Genomic DNA, 16,906 nt, shown 5'->3' with positions numbered 1-16,906 from the left:
CGACAGCGACCTGGCCGCGCTCGCCGAAGCCGCGCTCGCCGCCGCCCAGGCCCAGCACGTCACCGTGCCCGGCGAAGCCGTCGCGGCCGATCTCGCCCGCGGCCTGGCCCGCGAGATGCTCGCCGGCCGCGACCAGCTCACCCAGATCGACAAGAACATCGCCGCGGTCCTCGACCGCCACCCTGACGCGGCCCTCATCCGCAGCCTGCCCGGCATGGGGGCCACCCTGACCGCCGAGTTCCTCGCCGTCACCGGAGGCATCGGCCGGTTCCCCAGCGGCGACCARCTCGCCGCCGCAGCAGGCCTCGCTCCCGTCCTGCGCCAGTCCGGCAGGGTCCGCTACCTGCGCCGACCCACCGCCGGCGACAAGGCACTCAAACGCGTCTTCTACCAGTCCGCGTTCGTCGCCGTCAGCTGTGACCCCACCAGCAAGGCCTACTACCGGCGGAAACGAGACGAGGGCAAGACCCACCACCAGGCCGTCCTCGCGCTCGCCCGCCGACGCGTCAACGTCCTGCACGCGATCATCCGCAACCGGACCCCCTACCAGGCACCCAACGCAGCCGTCGCCGCTTGACAGACGCATTAGGAAGCCACCACCGCCAGCACCCCCAACACCGCCGTCACCAGTAGAGCAGCCAGTGGTCGGCGTTCCAGATGCCGTGGCCCTGCAGGGTGAGCCGCTCGTCGCCCTCGCTCACCGACGGGCTGGGCGCCACCTGGTGCAGCAGATGGCCGGAGTGGACCACCAGCTCGCCGGCGGTGTAGGGGACGTAACGCAGCGGGTGGAAGCGGCGCAGGTCGCCGGCGCCGTCGATCCAGCCGCGCCGCTGCGCGTCGAGGAACGACTCGTAGCCGACGTCCCAGGTGTTCAGCCCGCCGCCCGCGACCGGCATCCGCAGCGGCAGGGTGAAGGACAGCACCCTGGCCCGGTCGACGGTGCCCGGCCAGTCGAAGAACTGGTACTGCAGGTCGAAGTGCACCGGCGCGCGAGGCCTCAGGAAGATCGCCTCGGTGCGCCAGAGGTGGAAGCCGGGCAGCGCGAACGTGTCGGTGTAGCGGACCGGGGCGGCGAGCAGCTCGGTGAGCGTCGCGCCGAGCCGGTCGTAGAGCCGGCCGAACCGGTTTCGCAGCAGCGGCCGATGCAGCGCCGCGAGCCGGTCGTACTCGCCGGGGCGGGCCTCCGGGGCGAGGTCCAGGTAGCTCGGCGTGCCAAGCGTGTGGAAGGCGTGGCCGCGGTCGAGCCAGGCGGGCCGTTCCCGGTACACGTCCGCGCGGACCTCGTCCGCCTCCTCGGTCGACAGCAGGCGGGCCGTCGCGAGCGAGGTCTCGCCCAGCTCGGCGGCGTCCGTTCCCGCGTCCGTTCCCGCGTCCGTCTCCGTGACTCTCGCGCCGGTCGCGGCCGTCTGGAGAAGTCTCGCGGCGGTCACGCGCGGACCGCCTCGCGTGACTCGGCCGGCACGAGGGCGCCGAGGAGGGCCGCGGTGATCTCGTCGCCGGCGCGGCGGTCGTACCAGTCGTAGCCCGGCATGGGGTTCGCCTCCAGCACCCAGTAGGCGCCGGTCTCCTCGTCGGCCCTGAGGTCCCAGCCGGCGAACAGCAGGCCCGACTCGGCCGTCGCGGCGACGAGGCGTCGACTCAGGCCGGCCGGCAGGTCGACGGTGGCGAAGTCGAGGCCGGTGGCGTCGAGCTCGCGGTAGTCGACCACCGGCGGCGTGTCCGCGCCGTGCGCCGCCTCCGCGTCCGGCCGCGCGGTGATCCGCTGGGCGTACGCCGCGTCGCCGCAGACGTGGACGCGCAGGTCGACGCCGGCGACCCGCCGTTGCAGGTGCACCGGGCCCTGGGCCGGCGTGAAGCCGGCCGCCGCGGTGAACTCCGCGGGGCTCGCGGCGCGCGCGGTCGCCCGCACCCCGGACAGCGCCTTGACCACGGTCGGGCCGGCGGCGGCGAACGCCCGCAACGCCTCCGGGTCCGAGCTGGTCAGGCTCGCCGGGACGGCGAACCCGGCGCGGGCGAGGCGGGCCTCGTGCAGCGGCTTCGTGCCGTTGTCGGCCCAGGCGGTGGGGCGGTTCGCGACCGCGCCGGGGACGTGGTCCAGCCACGCGGCGAGCGCGCTCGTGAGCGCGCGCCAGCGAGCGGCGAGACGCGGGTCCGGCTCGACGGCCGACAGGTCGACGAGCCGCGCGAAGTAGCCGGCAGCCGGGTCGAGGTCGACCGCCCCCCGGGCCGTGACCAGCCGGCTCGCGCCGTCGTCGGGAATCGCGAGCCGCCAGTCCCCCTCCTCGGCGACCTCGGCGAGGTCGACCGCGACGACGTCCGCGGCCAGCCGCGCCCCGGCGGCGCAGAAGTGCCGGAACGTCCCGTCCGTGCCGATGCCGAGCGCGACGACGCGCGCGGCGGCCAGGTCCGGCCCGTCGCGGCGGACGTCATGGGCCTCAGGACTCATGTCGGATCACCTCCGTCACCGAACACCTCGGTCACCGAACAGCTCCGTCGCCGAACAGCAGGGCGAGCAGCCGCGGGCCAAGGCCCAGCCAGACCATGCGCAGCAGCTGGACGCCGGGGAACGGGTCGACCTCGACGAGCCGTGCCCGGCCGCCGTCGGCGTCGACCCGCCAGACGACAACCGCGAGGGTGAGCCCGAGCCGGCCGGCGAGCGCGACGCTGCGCGCGGTCAGCTCCAGGTCGTCGATCTCGGCGGTGGTGCACCGCCACGCGTCGGCGCCGAGGACGACGACGACCTCGAACGCCGGGTCGGCGGCCGACCAGCGGGCGCGGTACGGGCCGCCACCCGACGGGCGGCCCGGCCAGACGGCGGTGTGCCCGGTGACGGCGTCGCGCACCCACCAGCTCTCGTCGACCTGCTCGGCCGGGTCGGGAAAGGTCGCGGCGAACACCTCGACCGAGCCGGCCGGTTCCCCGGCACGCCGCTCCGTGAGCGCGGCCGACTCGGACAGCGCGCCGCCGAACGCGCGGGACGTCGGCCGGTTCACGACCGGAGCGTCCGTCAGCGCCGCGGCGGCCCACAGCTGCGCGACGCATTCCTGGTACTGGAACCGCGCGTCGAAGCTCGCCGCCGCGTCGGCCAGCTCCGGCACCCGCAGGAACATCGGAACCGGCGGGACGACGCTGACCATGACCTGGGCGCCGACCTGGGCGTCCGCCTGGTCGGGTCGCTCGTCGGCCGTTCCGCCGTCGGCCGCTCGGCTGCGGACCTCGACGGTGAACAGCTGGGCCGCGTCGAACGGGTCGAGCGTGACCGCCCGCCGGCCGTGTTCGGCGAGGTAGGCGGCGACCTCGGCGGCGACGGGGTCCGCGGGGTCGGCGACGATCAGGAGGTCGTCGGCGGTGAGGGGGGCGGCGGCGGTCGGTGCGTCGCCGGCGGTCCGCGGGGCACCGGCGTTGAGGTCCGGCCGCGCCGGCGGCGCGTGCTGCTCGGTGGGCATCGCTGTCCTGTCTCGTCCGCTGGCGCGACGGTCAGATCACGATGCCGGCGTCGCGCAGGTACCGGTTGACGCGGGAGGCGCGCAGCACTGCGCCGATGTCGTCCTCGTCGACCGCGGCGGGCCGGAGCGGATCACCGCCGGTGGCCGGGCTGGCGCCCATCCCGGCAGCCGCCGGGTCGACGGCGCTCTCCGGTCCGGGACCGGCCGCCCGGTCGCGGGGAGCGCGCCCCGCCGAGGTTCCGGCCTGCGCGCCGTCGATGCCGTCCTTGAAGTCTTTGAAATCCTTGCTGTCCTTGGTGTCCTTGAAGTCCTTGCTGTCTTTTCGGTCCTTCGTGTCCTTGAGATCTTTCCAGTCCTTGAAGTCCTTGTTGTCTTTGTGGTCCTTGAAGTCCTTCCCGTCCTTGAAGTCCTTCCATTTCGGCGCCTGCGCGCCCGGGCCGCCCGGCAACCCGTTGGCCGGGCTCGCGCCGGTGAGACCGCCGCGGCCAGGCGCGATGCCGCCGGCGCCGTCGCCGAACGTCTCACCGCCTCCGAACGTCTCGCCGCCGGCGCCAGCCGGGCGCCGTAGCAGGGCCAGCAGGTCCCGGCGGTCAGCGGCGGCCAGGAACGGCCGGACGCGGGCCTCGTCGATCATCCACGACATCGGCGGCGCTCCTCGGTGTGTCTCGGGTGTCCAGGCGGCGGTCGGTCGGGCTCCCCGCCGGGGCGGCGGCGGCGGCCGTGGGCGGCGGGAGGGCGGGTTCGCGAGCGGGGCCGGCGTTGTCGTCGGCGCGGTACAGGGACAGCGCGGTGGCGAGCAGGCGCTGCGCCTGCGGGTGGTGCGGGTTGAGGTTGCAGATCACGTGGTCGACACCGAGCGCCTCGTAGCGGCGCAGGCCAGCGGCGATCACGTCCGGCGGGCCGGCGAGCATCGGGTAGTCGGGCGGCGGGTGCGGCGACGGGTGGCCGGGGGTGAGCGGCGTGACGTTGACGCCGACGGTGACACCGAGGGTCGCCGGGTCGCGGGCCTCGGCGGCGCAGGCGGAACGCGCGGCGGCGAGCACGCGGACCAGGTCGCCCGCCCATGGGCTGGCGGCGGCGCTGGCCTCCTCGGCGCTTCCCGACGGGTCATCCAGCGGGCCGTCCAGGGGCGGCGGGCCGACCGGGGGCGGCGCGCCGTACCAGCAGGTGTTCCACAGGTCGGCGTACCGGGCGGTCAGCCGCAGGAGCCGGGGGCCACCCCCGCCGACGAGCACGGGGATCCGCCGGCGCGGCCCGGGCCGCAGCTCGGCGTCGCGCATCTGGTGGAAGCGCCCGTCATGGTCGGCGTGGCCGGTGCGCAGCAGCGCGGTGATGATCTGGAGCTGCTCGGCGAGCCGTTCGGCGCGGTGGTCGAACGGCAGGCCGAAGGCGTCGAACTCGGGGCGGTGCCAGCCGGCGCCGAGGCCCAGGACCAGTCGCCCGCGGGAAATCTCGTCAAGCGTCACCGCCATCTTCGCGAGGACGGCGGGGTGGCGGAACGCCGCGCACAGCACGAACGTGCCGAGCGTCACCCGCGAGGTCGCCTCCGCGAGCGCCGACAGCGTCGTCCACGACTCCCAGGCGCCCTCGGTCTGCTCACCCGGCCCGCGGAACAGAAGATGGTCGAACACCCAGACCGAGTCGAAACCGGCGATTTCTGCCTGGATGGCCAGGTCACGTATTTCGAGGTAAGAGGGTTGTTTCCAGGGATACTCGGTAAGCGGGAGTACGACGCCGACCCGCATAGCGCCAGTGCGCACTCACGCCTCCCCCCAAAACGGGCGGACCTGAGCGTACGCCGGCGTCCCCGGCCACCGGTACCTTTTCGGCCGAGATTACGTGGCAGCACTGAGCCCGCCATTCATCCGGCGGTACCGGAGGCGGCGGGCATGGGCATGGCGTCGCCTTCACGGCTGGACGGTGACGCCTCGCCCCGCCTACTGGTGGGAGCGTGTCGCGGGGCCGGACGGATGCCGGCCGGGCGGGGCACGGAGGCCCGTCACGAGCGACGGGGTCCCCGCGGAATCGGCGAAGCCGATTCCGCGGGGCGTGACGTGAACCCGCCGAGGGTGCTGCTTCGCATCGGCGACGGCAAAGCGGTCCGCAACCATGCTGGCGCGAAGGCGCGCCTCCGCGGAGGCCCGGCCCACGAGCGAAGCGACGTGGGTTGGGCCGCAGCGGAGGTCGCCGGAGCGCCCGTGAGCGGAGGAGGACACGGCGCGGAGGTCCCTTGGGAGCGAAGCGAGCAAGGGGCCGGAGTGCCGTGCCCGGACGGAGCGAACCAGAAACAGAGCCTAAATCAGGCCGAGGGAACGGATCGCGTCGCGCTCCTCGACGAGCTCGGCGACCGAGGCGTCGATGCGGGTGCGCGAGAACGCGTTGAGCTCCAGGCCCTGGACGATCTCGTACTTGCCGTCCTTGACGGTCACCGGGAACGACGAGATCAGGCCGGCGGGCACGCCGTAGGAGCCGTCCGACGGGATGGCCATCGAGGCCCAGTCGCCGTCGGCCGTGCCGTTCACCCAGGTGTACACGTGGTCGATGGCGGCGGAGGCGGCGGAGGCGGCGGAGGACGCGCCCCGCGCGGCGATGATCGCGGCGCCGCGCTTGGCGACGGTCGGGATGAACTCGTCGGCCAGCCACGCCTCGTCGACCTGGTCGGCGACGGGCTTCCCCGCGACCTCGGCGTGGAAGACGTCCGGGTACTGGGTGGCCGAGTGGTTGCCCCAGATCGTGATCTTCTTGATGTCCGCGACCCCGACGCCGAGCTTCGCGGACAGCTGCGAGATGGCGCGGTTGTGGTCCAGGCGGGTCATCGCGGTGAAGCGCTCGGCCGGGACGTCCGGGGCGTGGGTCTGGGCGATGAGGGCGTTGGTGTTCGCCGGGTTGCCGACGACGAGGACCCTGATGTCGCTCGCCGCGCCGGCGTTGATGGCGGCGCCCTGCGGCTTGAAGATGCCGCCGTTGGCCTCCAGCAGATCACCGCGCTCCATGCCGGCGGTGCGCGGCCGGGCACCCACCAGCAGGGCGACGTTCGCGCCCTCGAACGCCTTCACCGGGTTGTCGAAGATGTCGACGCCGGAAAGCAGCGGGAAAGCGGCGTCGGCGAGTTCCATCGCCGTTCCCTCGGCCGCCTTGACCGCCTGCGGGATTTCCAGCAGGCGCAGCTTGACCGGGGTGTCCGCGCCGAGGAGCTGCCCGGACGCGATCCGAAAAAGGAGCGCATATCCGATCTGCCCGGCGGCGCCGGTTACCGTCACATTAACAGGTGTACGTGCCATGGCCCGGATGCTATCCTTCCGCGCCCGTCCTCGCCCCTCCCACGGGCCCTCGCGCGTCCGCGCCACGGCGTGGCACCGCCCACACTCCCCTCGCGGCGGCCGCCGCCGCGCACCGGCCTGTCGCGCGCCGCGCGGGCTCCCCTCCGGCCCCGGAACCGCGTCCGGCTTCGAGGAGGGGCCGACCGGCCTGAAAGCGCGGAAACGGGACGGCGACGGCTTTAGCATGCGGAAGCGGCGGTGCCGCCCGGTGACGCCGCGATCGCCGGCGGTGCCGGTGGCCGGCTCTGACCCCGCCTGGAGGTTCGTTGACCGGCGTCGTCGAGACCAGGGTTGTCGAGACCACAGTCGGAAAGGTGCGCGGGCGGGTCGAGGAGAACGGGACGCTCGCGTTCCTCGGGATTCCCTACGGCGGGCCGACGTCCGGAGCGGGACGGTTCCGCCCGCCGGCACCGGCCGAGCCGTGGGCGGGCGTGCGGGACCGCGTCGACTGGGGACCGCGGTGCAAACAGTCGATGCTGCGGCTGGGTKCCCGGTACGGCGCGGACGAGCCCGGCCTCGACCGGGCCGCCGCGATCGCCCGCGGCATCGCGCTGGTCACCCTGTCCGGCGGCGGCGACCGCGGGCGGGTCAGCGAGGACTGCCTGAACCTCAACCTCTGGACCCCGGCCAGCGACGATGCCCGCCGCCCGGTCATGGTCTGGCTGCATGGCGGCGGCTTCTCCAGCGGCAGCGCGAACAACGCCGCCTACCTCGGCGACCGGCTGGCCCGCCGCGGCGACGTCGTCGTGGTCACCGTCAACCACCGGCTCGGCGTACTCGGCCACCTGCACCTGGCCGAGCTGGGTGGCCAGCGGTGGGCCGGGTCGGGAAACGCGGGGATGCTCGACGTGGCCCTGGCCCTCGCCTGGGTCCGCGACAACGCGGCGGCCTTCGGCGGGGACCCGGGCCGGGTGACGGTGTTCGGCCAGTCCGGCGGAGGGGCGAAGGTCTGCACCCTGCTCGCCATGCCGGCCGCCGCCGGTCTGGTGCACCGCGCGGCGATCCAGAGCGGCCCCAGCATCGGAGCCGTCACCGCCGAGACCGCCGACCGCGCGGCGCGCGCGCTGCTGCGTGCCCTCGAGCTCGACGCCACCCGCCTCGACCGGCTTCAGGAGATCCCCGCGGGCGTGCTCCTGACGGCGGCCGCCGCCGTGGCCAGGGCGGGGGAGAGCGCCGGTTCGCCGGGCTTCGCCCCCGTCCTCGACGGCGTCGCGCTGCCGGCCCATCCGTTCGACCCGGTCCCGGCGGCGACCCAGCGGGACGTACCGCTGCTGGTCGGCGCCACCGCGGACGAGGCGACGTTCATGTCCGCCTTCGACCCCCGGTTCGGCGCGCTCACCATGGCGGACGTCGCTCCCGGCCTCGCCGGGGCCTGGGGCGAGCGCGCCGACCTGCGTGTCGAGCTGCTGCGGGACCTGCGCCCGTACTGGACGCCGTCGTTCCTGCGGGCCTGGAGCAAGGGCATCGGCTTCCAGGTCGCCACGTCGCTGCTCGCCGAGCGCAAGGCCGCGGCGGGCGGCGCACCCGTGTTCGGATACCTGCTCGCCTGGCGTTCCTCGGCGCTGGGCGGGATCCTCGGCGCCCCGCACTGCCTGGACCTGCCGCTCGTCTTCGACAACCCGGACCGGGCCCGGATCGGCGGGGACGCCGCCGACCTGGGCCGCCTCATCGACGAGGTGGCCGGCGCCTGGATCGCCTTCGCCCGATCCGGCGACCCGAACCATTCCGGCCTGCCCGCCTGGCCGGCGTACGGCACCGGTGACCGGGCCACGATGGTGTTCGACCGTCCCACCCGGGTGGTGCGCGACCCGGAGCCCGAGATCCGCGCCGAGTTCGCCCCGTCGCCCCTGTTCTTCTGACCTTCTCTCGTCTGGCTTCCTTCGGCGGAGACCACGTCGTCCGGGGTGGCGGGGTGGGGAGCCGCGCGAACGTGGCGAACGGGGTGTCCAGGCTCGGCTACACTCGGCCGCAGGCCGTACGAACGTGCCTGAGAACGCGCCCGAGACGGGCCAAGGTGTTCGCCGGCCAGTGATGTGGCTGGCTTCCCCCGGCCCGCGATGTCTGCCCGGGGGGATGACGTCCCCGCCCGGTCTGCCGGTCCCGACGGAGCGGTGCGGCCCGGGTTCTCCCCGAGGACCGCCGGCTTGGCCGCCCTGCCGGCCGTTGACCGTGTGACGCCTCTCATGCACCGTGATGCGGTCGTGGTTCGGGCTTATCGGTGTTTTCGGGGTGATGTGTGCGCACAGGCAGGGTCCTGAGGTTTGATCAGGTGCGAGGCTACGGCTTCATCGCACCGACCGGGGGCGGCGAGGACATCTTCCTCCATGCCAATGATCTGCTGGTAGACAAGCACCTGGTGACCGCTGGCGTGACGATGGAGTTCGAGGTCGAGCAGGGCGACCGGGGACCGAAGGCGACCGGCGCGCGGCTGGTGCGCGCGGCGCAGGCCAGCCCGTCACCGGCCGCCGGCGCGGACGCCGCCGAGGGGCCGACGCGCGAGGCGGGGGACGACACCGAGGACTTCTTCTACGTCCCGTCGGCGAAGGAGTTCACCCGTGAGATCACCGAGCTCCTGCTGCAGGCCGAGCCGACGCTGACCGGCGCGCAGATCCTGGCCGTCCGCCGTGGTCTGACCAGGCTCGCCGAGAAGAACGGCTGGATCGACGGCTGACCAGCCGCCGGCGGCGACGGCTCCCGGCTAGGTCAGCGAGCGCGGGTCCGCCGGCACGTCGACGGCATGCTCCCGCAGGGCCTCGATCGGGACGATCTCCAACGCGCGGGCGTTCGTCGAGGCGAGCACCACGGGCGCCGCGGCGCCCGCCCGGTAGGCCTGCAGCCAGCGGGCCGCGACCACGCACCACCGGTCGCCGGGGCGCAGGCCGGGGAAGGCCCACTCGGGGCGCGGGGTGGACAGGTCGTTGCCGACAGCGCGTTGATGGTCGAGGAACTCCTTGGTGACCACGGCGCAGACGGTGTGGTTGCCGAGATCCTCCGACCCGGTGCTGCAGCAGCCGTCCCGGAAGAAACCGGTCATCGGGTCGGTGCCACACGGCTCCAGCGGGTCACCGAGAACGTTGCGCTCGTCCGTCACGCCCCCAGTGTGCAGGTTCCTCGCGTAGGAGCGCAGCATGGTCCCCTTACCCCGGAGGGGTGACGCGCCGAGCTCGCGGGCGCGAGGACCAGAGGTACGCCAGGGGTACGAAGGTGGTAGTCGCCGCAACGACGGCGACCGCAACGCTCACAATCTGACGAGGTTGTAAGGTATTCAGCGGTCGACTACTGACGACGACCGCCGTCAGACGGGCGAGGCGACCGCGTAGGCCCCGAGACAGCCGGCTATGGCCGGTTGGTACCGAGCGGTCGACGCGGACGTGCTGGCAGCGTCGAGCGGCCGGCATCGATGGTCGCCCGGGCTAGGGGAGCCTGGGCGCCCGGGTGATGCCGGCGTGCGGGGCGGCGGCGTGGGCGGGTTGGCCATCGGTGTCGTCGACGTTTCACAGGCGACAGGTACGGGCGACGAGCACGTGCGCGGCGGCGGGAGCCCCGGCGTCGCGGAAGGGAGTCGGGCCATGGGGCGGGGTCGGGCCAAGGCAAAGCAGACGAGGGTCGCTCGAGACCTCAAGTACCACTCGCCGAACATCGATCTCGACCGGCTGCGGGCCGACCTTGGCGGCGCACCGGACGACGATCTTGACGGCGAGGCCGAGGCGACGGCGGGTTCCGGCGGCTGGGCCGATCTTTACGAGCAGGACGACGAGGAGGACGAGGCGCGAGCCTCGTCCTACTGATCGCCACTGATCGCTAGAGGCGGCGCATCGATCTGACCGGTCGGTGCCGAGCAGGAGCGGCGGGCGTCCTGGACGCCCGCCGCTCCTGCCGGTGCCTCGGTGTCTCGATCTCTTGCTGTCTCGGTGTCTCGGTGTATGTGTGGCTCGGTGTCTGATCGTGACTGGTTCGCGGCGGTGCGTGTCAGGGTTGGGCGGCGAGAAGGTCCCGCAGGATTTCCGCCTGCTCGTTGAGGACGCCGGTGAGGATCAGCCGCGTCTGGTCGAGCAGCCCGGCGATCAGCGGCGTCGCCAGCGCGTAGTAGACGGTCGTGCCCTGCTTGCGGGTGGTCACCAGGCCGGCGCGGCGCAGTACGCCGAGCTGCTGGGACAGGTGGGAGGCCTCGAGGCCGACCTCGCCCACGAGCTCGCCGACCGAGCGCTCGCCTGTGCGAAGCAGCTCGAGAACGCGGATACGGGCCGGATGTGCCAGGGAACGAAAGAACTGGGCTTGGAGCTCGTAGAGCTGGGTCGCCATCGGACTAGCCACCTCGCCGGCATACCCGGACCGCCAGTCCTAGCCCGGCCGTGGGGGCTCGCCCCCCGGCCCAGATCGATCGCAAAAAAAGTGGTCGACGGGAAGGCAACACCTGCGAATCTTACGACATTGTCAGGTAGCCGGCCCTGACCTCCTCGAACGCGCACACCGCACGTCAGCCCAGCCCGCCTGAAGCGTCGAGAGAAGACCCGCTGCCGCGGCGTTAGTCGCGGCGAGCGCGGTGGCGCGACAGGACACTCGCGCCGGCGGTCTCGCGGCGCGTACGGCGCAGGCGCGCCGTGCCGGTCGCCGCGGACGGGCCAAACCCGCTCGCCTCGCCCCTGGTCGGTAGTGGCTCGCCGGTCGTCGGCATCCGAATCGGCCGAAGTGACGCGAGATATCGCGAGGTACGCCGATAGCCGTGCGTCCACCGGTAGTGATCGTCGAGGTCCCCTGACGACTCGAACAACGCCTTGCAGTGCAGGTCAGCTCGTGGGCACCGATACAGCGTCATGAGCCATCCCTTCCAGCCACCCCGACTAACTGCGCCGGCCAGCGGCCTGTCCGCGGCGTGTTCCAGACGCCACCGCACCACCGCGTACCGCGTGGTGCCGCTGCGGGGTCGGCCGGTGTGTACCCGAAAGCCAGGCGTCCGAAGCCGCGTGGATCCGCGCCCCGTGGCTCGCCAGACCGACCCGCTGCCGGGACACCGCTCGGCCCGTACGGTCGAGTGACGTTCGTCTCAGTGTTGCCGGCAGATTGCCGAGATCGGGTTGTTTCCATGGCCGATCCGGCGTACGTGGGAAGCCAGGGGCAGACTGTCAGGCATGGCGAGCGACTCGACAACCTACCCGGGGACACCGGCCGGATCCGGGCCCCTGACCACCGTGACCGCGGCGGAAGTGCCGAGCACGGGCGCGCAGGACGAGGTCGTCGAACTGTGTAGGGACCTGTTGCGGATCGACTCGACCAACCGTGGCAACGGCGACGGGTTCGAGCGCACGATCGCCGAGTTCGTCGCCGCCAAGCTCGCCGAGGTCGGCCTCGAACCGACGCTGCTGGAGTCGGAGCCTGGCCGCACCAGCGTCATCACCCGGGTCGAGGGTGCCGACCCGAGCCGCCCGCCGCTGCTGATCCACGGCCATCTGGACGTGGTCGCGGCCGACCCGACCGAGTGGACCCATCACCCGTTCGGCGGCGAGGAGGCCGACGGCTGCCTGTGGGGCCGCGGCGCGATCGACATGAAGGACATGGACGCGATGACGCTCGCCGTCGTCCGCGACCTGATGAGGACCGGCCGGAAGCCGCCGCGCGACCTGGTCGTCGCGTTCGTCGCCGACGAGGAGGCCGGTGGGCCGCTCGGCGCGAGCTGGCTGGTGAACAACCACCCCGGCCTGTTCGCCGACTGCACGGAGGCGATCAGCGAGGTCGGCGGCTTCTCCTACACGATCAACGACGACCTGCGGCTCTACCTCATCCAGACCGCCGAGAAGGGCATGGCCTGGATGAAGCTGACCGCGCGCGGCCGCGCCGGCCACGGCTCCATGCTCGCCTCGGACAACGCGGTGACGGCGCTCGCGGAGGCGGTCACCCGGGTCGGCCGGCACCGGTTCCCGATCGTGCTGACGCCGACCGTGCACCAGTTCCTCGACGAGGTCGGCGAAGCACTGGGCATCGAGATCGACACCGACGACCTGGAGACGACCGTCGCGAAACTCGGCGCGCTCGCGCGGATGATCGGCGCCACCATCAGCAACACCGCCAACCCCACCCAGCTGAACGCCGGCTTCAAGGTGAACGTGATCCCCGGCGAGGCGACGGCCGGCATCGACGGCCGGTTCCTGCCGGGCCACGAGGAGGAGTTCATCGAGCAGATCGACGAGCTGATCGGGCTGGACATCCGCCGCGAATGGGTGGTGCTCGACCGGGCCGTCGAGACGCCGTTCGAGGGGCCGATGGTCGACGCGATGGCCGCCGCGCTGCGCGCCGAGGACCCCGGCGCCCGCGCCGTGCCCTACATGCTCTCCGGCGGCACCGACGCCAAGTCGTTCTCCCGCCTCGGCATCCGCTGCTTCGGCTTCTCCCCGCTGCGTCTCCCGCCCGACCTGGACTTCTCCGGCATGTTCCACGGCGTCGACGAGCGCGTTCCCACCGACGCCCTCCGGTTCGGCGTCCGCGTCCTGGACCGCTTCCTCGCCGCCAGCTGACCCCGTCCGCGCGGGGCCTTCCTTGTGGCCTGGCCGTGGCATGCGAGAGTCCGGCTGAGCGGCATGCGGACCTGGTGCCTGGGGCATCCTTTGCGTAGCCGCCGCGTGTTTGAGCCTGAATCGCGCGGCCTCGCGTGGCCGGTGGCCGCACGGTAGAGCAGGGGGGCGAGGGCTGGGGTGGCGGCGCGACGGCCGGGGCCGATCGGGTGGCTGTTCATCGGGGCGGTGCTGTTGGGACTGGTCGCGGTCGTCAGCAGGCCGGACGGGGGCGGCGACGGCGGAGGCCGGAAGGTGGCGCTGTGGGGGGACTCGCTGGCCTGGGAGGCCCAGGGGTCGTTCAAGGCGGCGGTGACCGCGGCCGGCGGCACGTCCCTGCTGGTCCACACGTACGGCGGCACGGCTCCCTGCGACTGGCTCGACGACATGCGCAAGCAGTCGCGCAAGTGGCACCCGACCGTGGCGGTACTGTCCTTCTCGGGTAACACCGGGTCGCGGTGCATGAAGAACCGCGACCTCGTCGAGGCCTACCGGGAGGACGTCACCAAGGCGGTCGCGCGGCTGACCCGGGGTGGCTCCCACGTCCTGCTGGTCGAGGCCCCGCCGCGGCTCGACCAGCAGGTCAGCGACGGCGGGTTCACCCCGCTCGACCAGGTCTGGCGCGACATCGCCCACGACCTGCCGGACACGAGCGTCGTGCCCGCGGGCAGCGAGGTGACCCTGCCGGACGGGCGGTTCACCTGGACGCTGCCGTGCCGCCCGGGCGAACAGTGCGGGCCCGACGGAATGGTGACGGTGCGCAGCCCCGACGGGGTGCACTTCTGCCCGCGCCAGATGGCGCCGGTGACACCCTGCCCGCTCCCGTCGGCCGGCGCGGATCGTTACGGGCGGGCGATGGCGGCGGCGGCCGTCGCCGCCATCGGCCCGGCTCCGTCGCCGTCGGGCACGCCGCCAGCCTCCGCCCACCGGTCCACGCTGGGCGTGCCGTCGAGGCCGGTCAGGGTGACGCGCCTGCGCCCGGCCCCGCGGCGTGCGGGCACGCGGCGCGGGCACCGGTCAGCGCGGGCGACCGCCGACGGATAGCCGCCGACGGATAGCTGTGCCGCGAGCACCATGCCGACGCGGGTGGGTCCGAGCAGGCTCATGGACGGGCACGCTCGCCGTACCGGTGGTCCGCGTCCGACCAGGAAGCGACGGCCTGCCCAGGCCCCACCGAGACCTTTCCGCCGACCGCCTCATCGAACAGGAGAACGATGGCCACCGTACGTGTACTTGCCATCCCGGCCGTGGGCGCGAACGTCGAGCCTGCCACCGTCGAGCGCCGCGACCCGCGCCCGGACGACGTCGTCATCGACATCAGGTACGCGGGGATCTGCCACAGCGACATCCACCAGGCCAACGAGGACTGGGGCCCGGTGATCTTCCCGATGGTGCCCGGCCACGAGATCACCGGCGTCGTCGCGGCAGTCGGCGACGAGGTCACGGCGTTCGCGGTCGGTGACCGGGTGGGTGTCGGCTGTTTCGTCGACTCCTGCGGGACCTGTGAGCCGTGCGTGGCGGGCCTGGAGCAGTACTGCGTCGCCCATCCGGTGGCGACGTACAACGGCAGGGAGCGCGACGGCACGCCCACCTATGGCGGCTACAGCGAGCGGATCGTCGTGCGTGAGTCGTTCGTGCTGCGCATTCCGGACGCGCTGGCGCTGGACGCCGCCGCGCCGCTGCTGTGCGCGGGGATCACGACCTACTCGCCGCTGCGGCACTGGAAGGTCGGACCCGGCTCTCGGGTGGCCGTCGTCGGCCTGGGCGGGCTCGGGCACATGGGCGTGCAGCTCGCGCACGCGCTGGGCGCCGACGTCACCGTGCTGAGCCAGACGCTGGCCAAGGAGAAGGACGGCCTGCGCCTGGGCGCCGACCGCTACCGGGCGACCGGCGACCCGGCGACGTTCGACGAGCTGCGGGGAAGCCTCGACTTCATCCTGAACACGGTGTCGGCCAGCCTCGACCTGGACGCGTACCTGTCGCTGCTGCGCCTGGACGGGACGATGTGCAACGTCGGCGGCCCGGATGAGCCGCAGAACCACTTCGCCTACTCGCTGATCCAGACGCGGCGCAACCTCGCCGGCTCGAACGTCGGCGGCATCCGCGAGACCCAGGAGATGCTCGACTTCTGCGCCGAGCACGGCATCGCCGCCGAGATCGAGCTGATCGGCGCCGGCGACGTCAACATCGCCTACGAGCGGGTCCTGGCCAGCGACGTCCGCTACCGCTTCGTCATCGACATCGCCACGCTCACCTGAGTCGCCCGCCCGTCGGGCGCGCCTCCGCGGCCGACGGGCGAGCCATGGTGTCATCTCCCGAGCAGGCGGCGCAGCCAGAGCAGCCGGGCGTCCTTGGCCTCGCGGGCGAGGGCCGTCTGGGGGGCGAGCATGTCGAAGCCGTGGAAGCCGCCGGGCCAGACGTGCAGCTCGGCCTGCCCACCGGCCCGCCAGATGCCGCTCGCATAGGCGACGTCCTCGTCGCGGAAGGTCTCGGCCGAGCCGACGTCGACGTAGGCCGGCGGCAGCCCGGACAGGTCCGCCGCCCGGGCCGGCGCGGCATAGGGGGAGACGCCGGGCCCGCCGCGTGCGGAGCCGAGAAGCGCGCCCCACCCGGTCTCGTTGGCGGAGCGGTCCCAGACGCCGCGGCCGGTCATCTGGAACGCGGACGGGGTGTCGTTGCGGTCGTCGAGCATCGGGGACATGAGCACCTGGCCGGCGAGCGCGGGGCCGCCCCGGTCGCGGGCGAGCAGCGCCAGCGCGGCGGACAACCCGCCGCCGGCGGACAGGCCGGCGAGGACGAGGCGGTCGGGGTCGCCGCCGATCTCGCCGGCGTGGTCGGCGGTCCAGCGCAGGCCCGCGTAGCAGTCCTCGACCGGCGCCGGGTGCGGGTGCTCGGGCGCGAGCCGGTACTCGACCGAGACGGCCACCAGGCCCAACTGCTGGGCCCAGTCCAGGATGTTCGCCAGTCCCGTCCGGAAGTCCCCGACGATCATCCCGCCGCCGTGGGAGTGGTAGATCACGGGCTGGGCGGCCTCCGGGTCGGCGCCGGCCGCCTCGATGGTCGCCGGCGTCGGGCGGCAGACGAGCAACGCCACGTCCGGCGCCCCGGACGGGCCGGGCACGGACACCTCGCTGACCTCGAACGCCCCGTCCCTGGCCAGGTCCTCGTTCGTCAGGCCAGGGCCGACCCCGCCGTTGCCCCGTAGCCGCGGGATCATGTCCGGGGTGATCGCCGCGGGTAAGAACTCGGCGATCGACTCCACGATGGCGGCCATCTCCGCGTCGAACGGCGGCGGCGGGCCGACTGGCGCGGGCTCCGCGCCAGGCGCGGGGACGGGCGGCGTTGCGGTCGTCATGGCTGCTCCTCGGCTCCTCTGCTGCTCGCCGACACGGGTCGCGGCTGGTCTAGCAGCATCCATCCGCCGGCGCCGGGGCGCGACAAAACCAGGCAAGTGCCTTCGGCTGGGTCCGGACTGGCCCGCGGCTGTCTGTTCGGTCTGGGCGAACAGGCGGGGCGGGTCGACGAGGAACAATGGCGGGCTCCAGTGCCTTGAGTCGGTCAGTGTCAAGTTCCTTGGTCTTGGCGATGACTGGTC

16 protein-coding genes are annotated in these 16,906 nt (G+C 73.3%); 7 read left to right on the top strand and 9 right to left on the bottom strand.

Going from position 1 to position 16,906, the window contains the following annotated elements; all coding sequences use genetic code 11:
• On the top strand, nucleotides 1-577 hold a 577-nt coding region (locus BCD49_RS33215), incomplete at its 5' end, for a transposase (protein WP_131803611.1).
• Between the two features lie 46 nt (nucleotides 578-623).
• Here the strand turns inward: BCD49_RS33215 and BCD49_RS33210 are convergent.
• From BCD49_RS33210 to BCD49_RS33185, 6 genes are all read right to left on the bottom strand, one after another.
• The gene (locus BCD49_RS33210; RefSeq protein WP_007514503.1) at nucleotides 624-1,430 is read right to left on the bottom strand and encodes a hypothetical protein; all 807 of its coding nucleotides are present in this window, start codon (nucleotides 1,428-1,430) and stop codon (nucleotides 624-626) included.
• Nucleotides 1,427-2,446 (bottom strand): ATP-grasp domain-containing protein, encoded by a 1,020-nt coding sequence (locus BCD49_RS43800; RefSeq protein ID WP_007514504.1) that lies wholly within the window; start codon nucleotides 2,444-2,446, stop codon nucleotides 1,427-1,429. Before BCD49_RS43800 ends, BCD49_RS33210 begins: the two co-directional genes overlap by 4 nt.
• A gap of 31 nt (nucleotides 2,447-2,477) precedes the next feature.
• Nucleotides 2,478-3,446 carry a hypothetical protein gene (locus tag BCD49_RS33200; RefSeq protein WP_007514506.1) on the bottom strand — a complete coding sequence of 323 codons (969 nt, stop codon included), beginning with the start codon at nucleotides 3,444-3,446 and terminating at the stop codon, nucleotides 2,478-2,480.
• Nucleotides 3,447-3,477: 31 nt separating this feature from the next.
• A complete protein-coding gene (locus BCD49_RS33195; protein WP_007514507.1) occupies nucleotides 3,478-4,089 on the bottom strand; it encodes a hypothetical protein in 612 nt (203 codons plus the stop codon).
• Nucleotides 4,037-5,206: an LLM class flavin-dependent oxidoreductase gene (locus BCD49_RS33190; RefSeq protein WP_007514508.1), complete on the bottom strand. Its 1,170-nt coding sequence runs from the start codon at nucleotides 5,204-5,206 to the stop codon at nucleotides 4,037-4,039. The genes BCD49_RS33195 and BCD49_RS33190 overlap by 53 nt, the downstream gene beginning before the upstream one ends.
• Nucleotides 5,207-5,740: 534 nt before the next feature.
• Nucleotides 5,741-6,727 (bottom strand): malate dehydrogenase, encoded by a 987-nt coding sequence (locus BCD49_RS33185; protein WP_007514509.1) that lies wholly within the window; start codon nucleotides 6,725-6,727, stop codon nucleotides 5,741-5,743.
• Between the two features lie 305 nt (nucleotides 6,728-7,032).
• On the opposite strand from BCD49_RS33185, the gene BCD49_RS33180 reads away from it, so the two are divergent.
• On the top strand, nucleotides 7,033-8,625 hold the full coding sequence (locus BCD49_RS33180) for a carboxylesterase/lipase family protein (protein ID WP_083401847.1): 1,593 nt from the start codon (nucleotides 7,033-7,035) through the stop codon (nucleotides 8,623-8,625).
• 377 nt (nucleotides 8,626-9,002) lie between these two features.
• The gene (locus BCD49_RS33175) at nucleotides 9,003-9,437 is read left to right on the top strand and encodes a cold-shock protein (RefSeq protein ID WP_027140491.1); all 435 of its coding nucleotides are present in this window, start codon (nucleotides 9,003-9,005) and stop codon (nucleotides 9,435-9,437) included.
• A 27-nt stretch (nucleotides 9,438-9,464) separates the two neighbouring features.
• Here BCD49_RS33175 and BCD49_RS33170 read toward each other — a convergent pair whose 3' ends face one another.
• Nucleotides 9,465-9,896 carry a DUF2237 family protein gene (locus tag BCD49_RS33170; RefSeq protein ID WP_007514512.1) on the bottom strand — a complete coding sequence of 144 codons (432 nt, stop codon included), beginning with the start codon at nucleotides 9,894-9,896 and terminating at the stop codon, nucleotides 9,465-9,467.
• A 439-nt stretch (nucleotides 9,897-10,335) separates the two neighbouring features.
• On the opposite strand from BCD49_RS33170, the gene BCD49_RS33165 reads away from it, so the two are divergent.
• Nucleotides 10,336-10,554: a DUF3073 family protein gene (locus BCD49_RS33165; RefSeq protein WP_007514513.1), complete on the top strand. Its 219-nt coding sequence runs from the start codon at nucleotides 10,336-10,338 to the stop codon at nucleotides 10,552-10,554.
• 181 nt (nucleotides 10,555-10,735) lie between these two features.
• Here the strand turns inward: BCD49_RS33165 and BCD49_RS33160 are convergent, their stop codons facing one another.
• Entirely contained in the window at nucleotides 10,736-11,068 is a 333-nt protein-coding gene (locus BCD49_RS33160; protein WP_007514514.1) for an ArsR/SmtB family transcription factor, read from the bottom strand.
• 827 nt (nucleotides 11,069-11,895) lie between these two features.
• Here BCD49_RS33160 and BCD49_RS33150 point away from each other — a divergent pair.
• The 3 genes from BCD49_RS33150 (at nucleotide 11,896) to BCD49_RS33140 (ending at nucleotide 15,569) form a co-directional block, all read left to right on the top strand.
• Nucleotides 11,896-13,275, top strand: coding sequence for a M20/M25/M40 family metallo-hydrolase (locus tag BCD49_RS33150; RefSeq protein ID WP_007514515.1), 1,380 nt, complete (start codon nucleotides 11,896-11,898; stop codon nucleotides 13,273-13,275).
• A 177-nt stretch (nucleotides 13,276-13,452) separates the two neighbouring features.
• Complete coding sequence (locus BCD49_RS33145; protein ID WP_007514517.1) at nucleotides 13,453-14,355, top strand: DUF459 domain-containing protein; 903 nt, start codon at nucleotides 13,453-13,455, stop codon at nucleotides 14,353-14,355.
• A 170-nt stretch (nucleotides 14,356-14,525) separates the two neighbouring features.
• Complete coding sequence (locus tag BCD49_RS33140; RefSeq protein WP_007514518.1) at nucleotides 14,526-15,569, top strand: NAD(P)-dependent alcohol dehydrogenase; 1,044 nt, start codon at nucleotides 14,526-14,528, stop codon at nucleotides 15,567-15,569.
• Nucleotides 15,570-15,619: 50 nt separating this feature from the next.
• Here the strand turns inward: BCD49_RS33140 and BCD49_RS33135 are convergent, their stop codons facing one another.
• On the bottom strand, nucleotides 15,620-16,666 hold the full coding sequence (locus tag BCD49_RS33135; RefSeq protein ID WP_007514519.1) for an alpha/beta hydrolase: 1,047 nt from the start codon (nucleotides 16,664-16,666) through the stop codon (nucleotides 15,620-15,622).
• Between the last annotated feature and the right edge of the window lie 240 nt (nucleotides 16,667-16,906).

The sequence above is a fragment of the Pseudofrankia sp. EUN1h genome, from assembly GCF_001854645.1.
Lineage (GTDB): Bacteria > Actinomycetota > Actinomycetes > Frankiales > Frankiaceae > Pseudofrankia > Pseudofrankia saprophytica.
This window is presented reverse-complemented; position numbering and strand designations above follow the sequence as displayed.